Source organism: Rhizobium sp. BK008 (assembly GCF_014197345.1).
GTDB classification, from domain to species: domain Bacteria; phylum Pseudomonadota; class Alphaproteobacteria; order Rhizobiales; family Rhizobiaceae; genus Rhizobium; species Rhizobium anhuiense.
Genome location: NZ_JACIFK010000008.1, coordinates 77,773 through 89,972, shown reverse-complemented (window position 1 = coordinate 89,972; position 12,200 = coordinate 77,773). Strand labels below are relative to the sequence as shown.

The 12,200-nt window shown below is 61.8% G+C and carries 11 protein-coding genes and 1 other RNA gene; 8 read left to right on the top strand and 4 right to left on the bottom strand.

Features of this window, described 5'->3' with window-relative positions:
* Positions 1-60 precede the first annotated feature (60 nt).
* The 3 genes from FHT69_RS26480 to ssrS all read left to right on the top strand — a co-directional run bounded on the left by FHT69_RS26480 (position 61) and on the right by ssrS (position 1,067).
* The gene (locus FHT69_RS26480; protein WP_012758879.1) at positions 61-336 is read left to right on the top strand and encodes a DUF4164 domain-containing protein; all 276 of its coding nucleotides are present in this window, start codon (positions 61-63) and stop codon (positions 334-336) included.
* 125 nt (positions 337-461) lie between these two features.
* The gene (locus FHT69_RS26475) at positions 462-839 is read left to right on the top strand and encodes a cell division protein ZapA (RefSeq protein WP_028755524.1); all 378 of its coding nucleotides are present in this window, start codon (positions 462-464) and stop codon (positions 837-839) included.
* 69 nt (positions 840-908) lie between these two features.
* A non-coding RNA gene (ssrS, locus tag FHT69_RS26470) (6S RNA) lies at positions 909-1,067 on the top strand.
* 427 nt (positions 1,068-1,494) lie between these two features.
* Here the strand turns inward: ssrS and FHT69_RS26465 are convergent.
* The 3 genes from FHT69_RS26465 to FHT69_RS26455 form a co-directional block, all read right to left on the bottom strand.
* Positions 1,495-2,478, bottom strand: coding sequence for an NAD-dependent epimerase/dehydratase family protein (locus tag FHT69_RS26465; RefSeq protein ID WP_063475345.1), 984 nt, complete (start codon positions 2,476-2,478; stop codon positions 1,495-1,497).
* A 98-nt stretch (positions 2,479-2,576) separates the two neighbouring features.
* Positions 2,577-3,113 (bottom strand): helix-turn-helix transcriptional regulator, encoded by a 537-nt coding sequence (locus tag FHT69_RS26460; RefSeq protein ID WP_063475346.1) that lies wholly within the window; start codon positions 3,111-3,113, stop codon positions 2,577-2,579.
* 76 nt (positions 3,114-3,189) lie between these two features.
* Positions 3,190-3,522 (bottom strand): ArsR/SmtB family transcription factor, encoded by a 333-nt coding sequence (locus FHT69_RS26455; protein WP_063475347.1) that lies wholly within the window; start codon positions 3,520-3,522, stop codon positions 3,190-3,192.
* Between the two features lie 69 nt (positions 3,523-3,591).
* Here FHT69_RS26455 and FHT69_RS26450 point away from each other — a divergent pair, with 69 nt between their 5' ends.
* From FHT69_RS26450 to FHT69_RS26440, 3 genes are all read left to right on the top strand, one after another.
* Complete coding sequence (locus FHT69_RS26450) at positions 3,592-4,074, top strand: SRPBCC domain-containing protein (RefSeq protein ID WP_063475348.1); 483 nt, start codon at positions 3,592-3,594, stop codon at positions 4,072-4,074.
* Positions 4,075-4,208: 134 nt separating this feature from the next.
* Positions 4,209-5,240 carry a phosphogluconate dehydrogenase (NAD(+)-dependent, decarboxylating) gene (gnd, locus tag FHT69_RS26445; RefSeq protein WP_063475349.1) on the top strand — a complete coding sequence of 344 codons (1,032 nt, stop codon included), beginning with the start codon at positions 4,209-4,211 and terminating at the stop codon, positions 5,238-5,240.
* A 205-nt stretch (positions 5,241-5,445) separates the two neighbouring features.
* A complete protein-coding gene (locus FHT69_RS26440) occupies positions 5,446-7,590 on the top strand; it encodes a mechanosensitive ion channel family protein (RefSeq protein WP_183906181.1) in 2,145 nt (714 codons plus the stop codon).
* Positions 7,591-7,594: 4 nt separating this feature from the next.
* On the opposite strand, the gene FHT69_RS26435 is transcribed toward FHT69_RS26440, so the two are convergent.
* Positions 7,595-7,972, bottom strand: a complete 378-nt coding sequence (locus FHT69_RS26435) for a DoxX family membrane protein (protein ID WP_028755532.1) — start codon at positions 7,970-7,972, stop codon at positions 7,595-7,597.
* A gap of 235 nt (positions 7,973-8,207) precedes the next feature.
* On the opposite strand from FHT69_RS26435, the gene mprF reads away from it, so the two are divergent.
* Together mprF and FHT69_RS26425 are read left to right on the top strand one after the other, a co-directional pair.
* Positions 8,208-10,814 (top strand): bifunctional lysylphosphatidylglycerol flippase/synthetase MprF, encoded by a 2,607-nt coding sequence (mprF, locus tag FHT69_RS26430; RefSeq protein WP_063475351.1) that lies wholly within the window; start codon positions 8,208-8,210, stop codon positions 10,812-10,814.
* A complete protein-coding gene (locus tag FHT69_RS26425) occupies positions 10,811-12,193 on the top strand; it encodes a virulence factor family protein (protein ID WP_063475352.1) in 1,383 nt (460 codons plus the stop codon). The genes mprF and FHT69_RS26425 overlap by 4 nt, the downstream gene beginning before the upstream one ends.
* Positions 12,194-12,200 lie beyond the last annotated feature (7 nt).

The window sequence follows — 12,200 nt, the reverse complement described above, 5'->3', positions numbered from 1 at the left end:
GAAATCACAGGATCGGCGCGGCGTGCCGATTCGCGGATTCTGTGCGGGAATCGGAAAGACATGATGCCCACAGGCAAAACCATGGAAGCAGCGCTCAACGAATTGAGACAGGCGATTTCGAGCCTCGAAAACGCCGTCGACATGCGCGTCGAGCGGCAGCGCGAGCAGGGTGAGATCGAGGGCGAGGTACGACGCGTGCACGCCGACCGCTCCCGGCTGGCGCAGGAGCTCGATCAGGCCGAATTCCGCGCCAACCGGCTGGAAGAGGTCAATCGCGAGGTATCCCGGCGGCTGGTGACGGCCATGGAAACGATCCGCGCGGTTCTGGATCGCTAGAACAGGATGATTTTGGGCTGTGGCCCAAAATCTGAATCCTGTTCTAATTTAAAAAGTTAGAGCATGATGTCGTCCGAAAACCGCTCACACTTTTCGGCATCATGCTCTTATAGAAAGAGTTTGGTATGGCGCAGGTGACGGTAACGATCGACGGCAAGGCCTATCGCATGGCCTGCGAGGAGGGGCAGGAGGAGCACCTGTCCGATCTCGCCACCCGTTTCGACGGCTATGTCGGCCACCTCAAGGGACAGTTCGGTGAAATCGGCGATCTGAGGATCACGGTCATGGCCGGCATCATGGTCATGGACGAGATTGCCGAGCTGACGCGCCGCGTCGCCGGGCTGGAATCCGAACTCGAGTCGCTGCGCGGCAACCGCGACACGGTGCTTGCGGCCACCGCGCGCACCGAAGAAAACCTTGCGGCAGCACTCAGTGAGGTTTCGAGCCGCATCCGTGGCATCACCGACAAGCTGAACGGCCGCTCCGCCCCGGACCTGAACTGATCTCAATTAAATCAGGACGGTCTGCCACCGCCACTGGCGCGGCAGCGCAAACGTCCTTATATATCGCGATGCGGTCTGCGCCTCTCGACAGGAACCACAATCCCTGGGGCCATACTCGATCCAAAGGGAGCTGTCCCTGGCCAGGCCCGTGGGCCTGGACACACGGCGCCCACCTACGTTTGTAGGCACCCAGGATCGTAAACATCCATCGGTGGTCGTGGATCGCACCTTCCCTTTCATCGTCGGCAGGGACGTCGCATCCGGCGGGCGAACGCCGACCAGGCCCTTGTTGACGAAGGTGAGGCCGCCGCCGACAGCGGAATTTTCGGCCATTGCGACGGCCGGAATGGTGGCGGATGCCGCGAGAGCCGCGGCAAACAGCCGCGATGCTATGGTCTGACATTCTTCATGGAGATACCCTCTCGGTCAAAAGCGCTCTCAAAACGGGCTCAGCCCGCAGGCTGGACACCGCTTCAAATGACACCCCGCCTTGGATTCGATTTCCCGATGGCAGAACACGCCTTGGATTTCGTCGCCCCATATCCCCGTCAGACGGTCTATGACGGGATCATAATATCTGGATGACGCTTTTCGGCGAAAAGGCCATGCCGCGAGGATGCCGGGCTTTCGCCTATCCGTATTCCAGATCGTGGTTCTATCGGACCGGATAAGGCCCTTCGACAAAGGTCTGGTCATGGTAGCCTTTCGAGCCGACATCTAGCGCCAAAGGGCTTCGCCATTCCCTATTCTCGCGTAGGCAATCCAACACGAAACGGAAATCATATCGCGGCTGCCAGCCGAGTTCCCGCTTTGCGCGCGCGTTGACATAGACACGGTCAAGCGCCGGAAACATCTTCCAGCCGCGTGATGCATAGAGGGCGCTCGCACCCGGAAACAGGCGTTCGACGACATCAGGCGCATCGCGTCTGATCTCGGCGAGATCGCCTGATGAAAACGGCGTTGTGGCGGAGATGATGTAGCGGCCGAAGCCGATGGCCGGAGCTTTTTCGAGCGCCAGTAGATGGGCGCCGGCCACATCGCTGATATCGACGCGGCGATGAAGAAGCTCGTTGGCCTGGGCATTCTCCGGCGAATAGCCGTTGCGAATATCAGCATCGTCGTCGTTTTCGGGAAAGAAACGCGATGTCCTGAGAATGACAACCGGCAGGCCGGATTTGCGGGCGAAGAGTTCGCACACGCCTTCGGCGGCGAGTTTGGTGACGCCGTAGATGTTTTTTGCGACCGGAAGCACGTCCTCCGTCACCCATGCCGCCGGTTCGCCGGCAGCCGGCGTCAATGCCGCGCCGAATGTGCTGGTGGTGCTGGTGAAGACGAAGCTTGCGACGTCTGCGGCGACGGCTTCTTCGAGCAGGTTCAGCGTCCCGGCGATATTGATGTCGAGGAAATCGCGATTGTCGTGGGTCGCCACATGCGGCTTGTGCAATGTTGCGGCATGGATGACTTGGCTGATACCAGACATTACCTGCCGGACGAAGGCGCGATCACCGATCGAGCCGACCATATCGGTGAAAGCCGAGGGCTTGATATCGATGCCGCGCACCCAGCGGCTTTGCGCCCTCAAAGTGCGCATCAGCGCCTCGCCGAGATGGCCGGCACTTCCCGTCACCAGTATCGTCATCACATCGTCTCCTGAGCGTTTCGGCGGCCGACGCTATAAAGACCGAGGTTTCCGGACAACGCATAAATTATGCATGGGAATGCAGGAAAGCTGCAGGCTCAGCCGATGGTCGTGACAAGGCGGCCGGCGCTGCCATCGGAAAGCATGATCCTTTCCCAGCTCACGTGCCCGGCCGCAATGGGCAGCTGCGCATTGCCGTTGGCGCCGGTCTCGAGAATCAGCGACGAGAGCCTGCCTGCATGCCAGCCGCGCTCCTCCAGCGACTGCTCGGCCGCGGTGATTTCGGCGGAAGCGTAAGAGAACAGAGAACGGCCGAGAAAGGCAGCGAGCGGCGCCCGCCATTCCGCCTGCCGCGGGCGGGAGGCTGATAGCAGCCGGTGGGTGCGGTCGCAGATCAGATGCACTGGGCGAACGGAATCCTCGACCAGCCGCTTCAGCGCCGCATCGACTGCCGCATGTCGAGGCGCAGCGAAAATCCGTTCCAGCTTGACGGCCTGTTCGGATGAGAGGGCGAGCTGATCGCGCTCCCAGCGTGAGACCGTCGCCTGGTTGACGCCGAGGAGTTCGGCGAGATGTTCCTGCTTCATGCTGCGCAACAGCCGCATGCGGCGTATGCCGGCCCCTGTTATCATCATCTGTCCTGTCCCATGCTTTGCCGCCAGCATAGGGCTGTGGCGGGCCGGGCGACAAGGCGGTTGGACAGTCGGCATTTTATTCGGGCTGGCCTTCGAGATCGCTTCTCAGCCGGTCGAGTATAGAGAGCGCATGGCCGGCATAGGCGCTGATCCAGCGGTCGTAGATGTGCTTGATCGGCAGGCTGTTTAAGTGGTTCCAGCGTTCGCGGCCCTCCTTCCTGGCGATGACCAGGTCTGCCTCCTCCAGCACTTTCAGATGCTGCATCACCGTGCAGCGGTCCATCTGAGGAAACATCTCGCAGAGAGTTCCCGTGGTGCGGGGGCCATTCTTGAGCAGATCGAGGATTTCGCGGCGGCGATGATGCGCCAGCGCTTTGAAAACAGGGTCGTCGGTTGATTCGCTTGACATGTTATATTTTTATAACATAATGAAGCCAAGTACAATGGAACAAGCACAATGGAGAAGAGGAGAAGTGCCATGTCTCTCGGAATCCGCATTTCCGGCCGTATCGGCCGCCCCGTGGCGGAGGTATTCGACGCCGTCGTCAACCCGAAGAAACTCAACAGCTATTTCACCACGATCGGCGGGGCGAGCGCGCCGCTCGTCCAGGGCACGACGGTGACTTGGTGGAAGGATGCGCCAGTCGAAGTGATCGAACTCGTGCCGGAAAGCCGTATCGTGCTGCGATGGGACGGCGGCACCGGCGAAGATGAGGCAAGATACAAGACGCTGGTGGAGATGAACTTCAAGCCGCTGGAGGATGGCGGCACGCTGGTGACCATCGCCGAGACCGGCTGGCGCGAAGACGATGCCGGCCGGCGCGGCACCTATCTCAACTGCGAAGGCTGGACGCAGATGCTTTGCTGCATGAAGGCCTTCGTCGAATATGGCATCAACCTGCGCGAGGGCATGTTCCTCAGCGAAATGAAGGGTGAGCCGGCCAGCGCATCTGACGCTTGACGAAGCATTGGTTTGCAGGAGATCGGCGGCGCAATCGTCGCATCCGCCAATATCACCGAGACTTCGCTTGCCTGTCACACTGCGGGTGCTAATTTCCGGATTCGATACTTCATTTCGGTTTCCAGGAGATTCATATGCAGCTTGGCATGGTTGGTTTGGGCCGCATGGGCAATTATATGGTCCAGCGCTTGATGCGAGGCGGTCACGAATGCGTCGTTTACGACGCCAGGCCGGAAAGCGTCGCCGATCTCACGGGCCTCGGTGCGACCGGCAGTGGTTCTCTCGAGGAATTCGTCTCGAAGCTCACCCATCCGCGGGCGATCTGGCTGATGCTGCCGGCGGCGATCGTCGACAAGGTGCTGGCGAGCCTGGTGCCGCTGCTTGAGAACGGCGATATCGTCATCGACGGCGGCAACTCTTATTACCACGACGATATCCGCCGCGGCGCCGAACTCATCACCAAGGGCATTCATTATGTCGATGTCGGCACCAGCGGCGGCGTCTTCGGCCTCGAGCGCGGCTATTGCTTGATGATCGGCGGCGAGAAAGGCATCGTCCAGCATCTTTCCCCAATCTTCGCGACATTGGCGCCCGGCCCCGGCACGACGGAAGCCTCGCCGAACCGGAGCGCCAAAGCGGCGGCGGCCAGCACCGCCGAACAGGGTTACCTGCATTGCGGCCCACATGGCGCCGGCCATTTCGTCAAGATGGTGCATAACGGCATCGAATACGGTCTGATGGCCGCCTATGCCGAAGGCCTCAATATCCTGAAGCACGCCAATATCGGCGCTGCCTCGCACGAGGTCGATGCGGAAACCGCCCCGCTCGCCCATCCGGAGCACTTCCAGTACGATCTGAACCTGCAGGATGTTGCCGAAGTCTGGCGCCGCGGCAGCGTCATCACTTCCTGGCTGCTCGATCTCACGGCCGATGCGCTGCATGCCGATCCGGCACTATCGAAATATGCAGGCCGCGTTTCCGACAGCGGCGAAGGCCGCTGGACGATCATGGCGGCAATCGACGAAAGCGTGCCGACGCCGGTGCTGAGTGCGGCGCTCTATGGCCGCTTCTCCTCGCGCGACAATGACGAATTCGCCAACAAGGTGCTGTCGGCGATGCGCGCGGGCTTCGGCGGCCACGTGGAAAAACCGGTCCCGAAATCCTGAAGGCCGGCGGTTTCACTCGCCGTTCCGACAAAGCCGTCATCCTGACATAGCGAGCGCGGCGCTTCGTTCGAGGGCGGCGATGTCGGTATCTCCTAGCCATCGGTATGGTTTTCCTACTGCTTGCTGGCGGCAACGGTCACGGGTATCCATTGCAAAATGTTGGGGCTGCTTCATCCAGGCGGCCGACTTTTCATCGGAGGCGGTCATGAAGCGTGGCATGGCAGGGGGCTTGAAGGCCGTCCTATTCGGCATATTGGCATTGCTTGCGCTTTTTTCGGCGGTTTCGCCTGGCTTTTCCCAGACGCCGCCGGCGCAAGTGCCTGCCGCGGCCACCCCGCCGGCGCAAGTGCCTGCCGCGGCCACCCCGCCGGCGCAGGTGCGTGAGATGATGGAGCTCATGCAGACGCCCGAGGTCAAGCAGTGGATGTCGACGCAGATGGCCGCGACGCCTGCGGCCAACGCAGCGTCTGAAAACCAGATGTCGGTTCTGTCAGGTCTGCTGCAGCATGCCCGCCGGCATGTCTCGATGGTCTCCGATGCGGCGATGACGCTGCCCTCGCAGGTCGGCAATGCCTCCTCACTGTTCTTCGGTGAAATCGCCGTCACCGGCTGGCCGCGGATGGTGGCGCAATTCCTGGCGATTTTCCTGCTCGGCGCGATCGTCGAAAGCATTGCCCGTTATGCCTTCCGCCGCCGTCGCCGCCGGCTGATTGAGATGGAGGGCATGCATCTGGCGCCGCGCGTCATCCCGGCGCTGATCTTCGCGGCGGCGACCATGCTCACGCTTCTCAGCCTCAGCTGGCCGCCGTTCAGCCAAAGCATCGCGATCGTCTGCGTCGTCGCGCTCATCGTCCAGCGCTTTACGATCTGCCTCGGCGGCGTGCTGGTCGATCTCATCGGGCTGGCGCGGGCCGACGAAGAACGGCAGGGTATCACCGGTCCGATCATGCCGGGACGTGACGTCGCGCTCTTCTGGTATCGCCGCTGTGCGACCTTCGTCATCTATTTCATCTTCGGCTGGGCGGCGATCCAGTCGATGGAACCGCTTGGCTATACCTCGAGCGCCCGGCTTCTCGTCGGCTATATCCTCGGCATCGGCCTGTTGCTGATCGCGATCGAGGCGGTCTGGTCACGGCCGCACAAGGACGAGAAGCGCGATCACGGGACCTCCTGGGCGCTCACCGTCTATTTCCTGTTGCTGTGGAGCATCTGGGTTGCGGGCTTCAACTGGCTGCTTTGGCTCGGCATCTATGTGCTGCTGCTGCCGCGCGTACTCGCCGTTTCGACGCTTGCGGTGAGATCGCTGCAGCAGACCGAAGCGAGCTTCTTGGCCACGCGCCGGATTGCGACGGTGCTGCTCGACCGGGGCGTGCGGGCATTGATCATTGCCGTTGCCGCCATCTGGCTTGGCCATATGCTCGGCGTCGGCGCCGATACGATGGCCGCGGGCGACACGATGGTCGACAAGATCGCGCGCGGCGTCATCGGCGGCATCGTCATCCTGTTGGCCGCCGACCTGCTCTGGCATGTCATCAAGGCCTATATCAACGGCAAGCTGCTCGATTCATCCGTGGATGGCGGAACAACGGATGAGGAGAAGGCCAAACGCGCGCGGATACATACGCTGTTGCCAATCTTCCGCAATATCCTTGCCGTGGTGATCGCCGTCATCGCCGTGCTGATGGTGCTGTCGGGCCTCGGTATCGAGATCGGGCCGCTGATCGCCGGCGCCGGTGTGGTCGGCGTCGCTGTCGGCTTCGGCGCCCAGACGATCGTCAAGGACGTCATCAGCGGCATGTTCTATCTCTGGGACGATGCCTTCCGTATCGGCGAATATATCGAGAGCGGCAGCCACAAGGGCGTGGTCGAGGCCTTCAGCCTGCGTTCGGTGAAGCTCAGGCACCATCGCGGCCCGCTGACGACGGTGCCGTTCGGCGAACTCGGGGCGGTCAAGAACCTCAACCGCGACTGGACGATCGACAAGATCAGCCTCAACGTCAAATACGACACCGATCTCGTCAAGGCGAAGAAGGTGATCAAGCAGATCGGCCAGACGCTGCTCGAAAATCCGGAATTTGGTCCGCACATCATCGAGACGCTGAAGATGAAAGGTGTCGAACAATTCGGCGAATTCGCAATCGAAATCCGGCTGTCGATGATGACGAAACCTGGCGAGCAATTCGTCATCCGCCGCAATGCGCTGGCGATGATCCGCAATGCCTTCAAGGAAAACGACATCGAATTCGCAGTGCCGACCGTGCAGGTGGCGGGCGATCGCGACGCGGAGGTTGATGCCGCCGTGGCGCGCTACGCCGCGCATGCACGGGCGGGCAGCGAGCCGGCGGCGTAAACCCTCACATCGCCCCGGCGGCTGCAATCAGCAGGCCACCGATGATCGCCATGTTGGTTTTCCAGGTATTGATCGCGCTGTCGCGCGCCGTACCCTGCATGTCCCAGAAATTCAGCAGCATGATGGTGGCGGCAAGGGTGAAGACGATGAGGCCGAATGCCGCCGCCGCGACGAAAAGTCCCAGCATCAGCAGGAGGCCGGCCGCGATCTGGAACAGGCTGCCCGAGAGCAGTACCCATTTTGCAAAGGGAACGCCGCGGGCTTCGATTGCCGCGGTCAACGGCACGATGACGAAAAAATGATGAATCCCGCCCGCGACATAGAGGCCGCCCAGCAATAGGCGTCCGAGGACAAGCATCATGAGGGCCGGACTATCCTGCATATCGAACCGTTCTCCCGGATCTCAAATCCCATCGTAGGGCCAAGTTCTTTCGAAGCTTACGAAAATGCAATGTGCCGCGACGCCGGCCTGCGCAAATTCGCCCCAATTGAGGATGATTGAGGCGCAAAGGGCGGGGCGGGGTAGCGGCGGCATGGCTTCATAGAGCTTCCATGCCTCCTATGTTACGTCTTTCAAAAATGATTCCCGCCACGCTAGCAGTTGCGACAGGTACGAGATGTCGGGTCACGGCAATTTGGAAAATATAGAAGAATCGGACGGCGGGTTTTCTTTTCGCGGGCTATTCAGACGGTACAGAACGCCGCTGACGGCCGCGGCGACACTCGTGGTCTTCTGCCTTGTCGGTTATGCGATCATGCAGCTGACCAACGAGGTGCGCTACGATGACGTCGTCGACGCGCTGGCGGCAACCCGGCCGAGCGCCATCCTGCTTGCTCTGTTCTTCACGGGGCTGAGTTTTCTCTCGCTGATCTTCTACGACCTCAACGCGATCGAATATATCGGCAAGAAACTGCCTTTTCCGCATGTGGCGCTGACGGCGTTCAGCGCCTATGCGGTTGGCAATACCGCCGGCTTCGGCGCGCTTTCAGGCGGTGCGATCCGTTACCGTGCCTATACGCGTCTCGGGCTCTCGCCGGAGGATATCGGCCGCATCATCGCCTTCGTCACGCTGTCCTTCGGTCTCGGGCTTGCGGGCGTCGCGGCGATCGCCCTCATCATCATCGCCGACGAGATCGGCCCGCTCATCGGTGTCAGCGCCTTCCTCCTGCGATTGATCGCCGGTTCGATCGTCGCCATCCTGGGCGCGGTGATGATCATCGGCCGTGACGGGCGCGTGCTTGATCTCGGCCCTGTGGCAATCCGCCTGCCGGATTCGCGCACCTGGTCGCGCCAGTTCCTCGTCACCGCCTTCGATATCGCCGCCTCGGCGTCGGTGCTCTACGTGCTGCTGCCGCAGACGGCAATCGGCTGGCCGGTCTTCCTCGCCGTCTATGCCATCGCCGTCGGTCTCGGCGTGCTCAGCCACGTTCCGGCCGGCCTCGGCGTGTTCGAGACCGTGATCATCGCGTCGCTCGGCAGCGCGGTGAACATCGATGCCGTGCTCGGATCGCTGGTGCTCTACCGGCTGGTCTACCATGTGCTGCCGCTGCTGATCGCCGTGCTCGCGGTGTCGGCGGCGGAGCTGCGTCGTTTCGTCGACCATCCGGCCGCCTCCAGCGTGCGGCGCATCGGCGGACGGCTGATGCCGCAGCTGCTCTCGGCTCTTGCGCTGCTGCTCGGCGTCATGCTGGTGTTTTCGAGCGTCACGCCGACGCCGGACCAGAACCTAGAATTCCTCTCCAACTATCTGCCGCTGCCGATGGTCGAAGGGGCGCATTTCCTCTCCAGCCTGCTGGGGCTGGCGCTCGTCGTCGCCGCACGCGGCCTCGGCCAGCGGCTCGACGGCGCCTGGTGGGTGGCGGTGTTCTCGGCTGTCGCCGCGCTGACCTTGTCGCTGTTGAAGGCGATCGCGCTGGTTGAAGCCGCTTTTCTCGCCTTCCTCATCTTCGGGCTCTTCGTCAGCCGCCGGCTCTTTACCCGCCATGCCTCGCTGCTCAACCAGGCGCTGACGGCGTCCTGGCTGATGGCGATTGCCGTCATTGTCGTCGGCGCCGTCGTCATCCTGCTCTTCGTTTATCGTGACGTCGAATACAGCAACCAGCTCTGGTGGCAGTTCGAATTTACCGCCGAGGCGCCGCGCGGGCTGCGCGCCGTGCTCGGCATCACCATCATCTCGTCGGCGATCGCCATCTTCAGCCTGCTTCGGCCGGCGGCCTTCCGGCCGGAACCGGCCACGGACGAGGCACTGGCGCGTGCCGTCGAGATCGTCATGAAGCAGGGCAATGCCGACGCCAATCTGGTGCGCATGGGCGACAAGAGCATCATGTTCTCGGAAAAAGGTGACGCCTTCATCATGTATGGCCGGCAGGGCCGCTCCTGGATCGCACTGTTCGACCCGGTCGGCGAGCATCGCGCCGTGCAGGAGCTCGTCTGGCGTTTCGTCGAAGCGGCGCGCGCCGCCGGCTGCCGGGCGGTGTTCTATCAGATCTCACCGGCGCTGCTTTCCCATTGCGCCGATGCAGGCCTTCGCGCCTTCAAGCTTGGCGAACTGGCGGTTGCCGATCTCAGGACCTTCGAGATGAAGGGCGGCAAATGGGCGAACCTTCGCCAGACGGCAAGCCGCGCCCAGCGCGACGGGCTGGAATTCGCCGTCGTCGAGCCGCAGGACATAGCCTCGGTCATCGATGATCTCGCCGCCGTTTCCGCCGCCTGGCTCGAGCATCACAACGCCAAGGAAAAAGGCTTCTCGCTCGGCGCCTTCGATCCCGATTACGTTTCATCGCAGCCGGTCGGCATCCTGAAAAAGGACGGCAGGATCGTCGCTTTCGCCAATATCCTTGTCACCGAATCCAGGGAGGAGAGCACGATCGATCTGATGCGCTTCTCGCCGGACGCACCGAAGGGCTCGATGGACTTTCTCTTCGTGCAGATCATGGAATATCTGCGCGGACAGGGTTTCACCCACTTCAATCTCGGCATGGCGCCTCTTTCCGGCATGTCGAAACGCGAGGCGGCGCCCGTCTGGGACCGCATCGGCAGCACTGTTTTCGAACACGGCGAGCGCTTCTATAACTTCAAAGGCCTTCGGGCATTCAAATCAAAGTTTCATCCGCACTGGCAACCGCGCTATCTTGCGGTCTCAGGAGGGGGCAATCCGATGATCGCGTTGATGGACGCGACATTTCTGATCGGGGGCGGATTGAAGGGGGTAGTGAGAAAATGATCAGGACAATCCTTCTTGCCACGGCATGCGCCTGCATGCTCGCGGCCGCACCGGCTAATGCCGCCGAGGAAACCAAGCAGAGCTTCGAAACCGGGCTCATTCCGTCGCCGCACATCTTCCTGCCGGAAGGAGAGGTGAAAGGCACGGTGATGCTGATCTCGGATGCCGCCGGCTGGGGCGACTATGAGAAGGCCGAGGCCGACAGGCTGGTCGCCGAAGGCGCCGTCGTCATCGGCATCGACTTTCCCTCCTACATCCAGGCGCTCAGCCGGTACGACGTCAGCCTCAACGACGGCTGCATCTACATGGTCTCGGATATCGAATCGCTGAGCCAGCAGGTGCAGCGCGCGACCGGCAACAGCGCCTATCATCTGCCGATCGTCGCCGGCATCGGCGAGGGCGGAGCCTTGGCGCTGGCGATCGCGGCGCAAACGCCGGATGCGACGATCGGCCAGACGCTTGCCGTCGATCCGGTCGCCGGCATTCCGCTCACCCAGGCACTTTGCACGCCGGCTTCCAAGCAGGTGGTTGGTCAACGCACAGTCTATGGACTCAGCGACGGCGTTCTGCCGGACCCTGTGATCACCGTCTTCACGCCTAATGCCAACAAGGATGGCCGGGCGCATGCCGAGGCATTGAAGAAGGCCCATGCCGAGATAGAAATCCGCGATTCCACCGATGATGCGCAGACGGTGTTTGCCGATACGCTCGACGATCTCGTCACTGCCTCCGGTGCCTTCGGCAACCCGCTCGGCCTGCCGTTGGCGGTGCTCGAGGCGACGCCCGCCTTCGATACGATGGCGGTGATCTATTCCGGCGACGGCGGCTGGCGCGACATCGACAAGGAGGTCGGCGGCACGCTGCAGAAGGAAGGCATTCCTGTCGTCGGCGTGGATTCGCTCCATTATTTCTGGTCCGAGCGTAAGCCGGAGGAGACAGCCGGCGATCTTTCGAAGATCATCGACTTCTACCGCAAGCAGTGGAAGGTGAAGCATGTGCTGCTCGTCGGTTATTCCTTCGGCGCCGATGTCGTACCCGCCACTTATCAGCTCCTCAAGCCGGCTGAAAAGTCGGCGGTGGCGCAACTGTCGCTGCTGTCGCTGTCGCACGAAGTCGACTATGTCATTTCCGTTCTCGGCTGGCTCGGCCAGAAGACGGAAGGGGCGGGAGGCGATCCCGTCAGCGATGTGAAGAACATCGATCCGAAGCTCGTGCAATGCATCTACGGCAAGGACGACGATGACGATGTCGCCTGTCCGGCGCTGAAGGATAGCGGCGCCGAAGTCATCGAACTGCCCGGCGACCATCACTTCGACGAGAATTACGACCTTCTCACCAAGACGATCATCGACGGGCTGAAGAGGCGACTGCAGGACTAGAGCAATT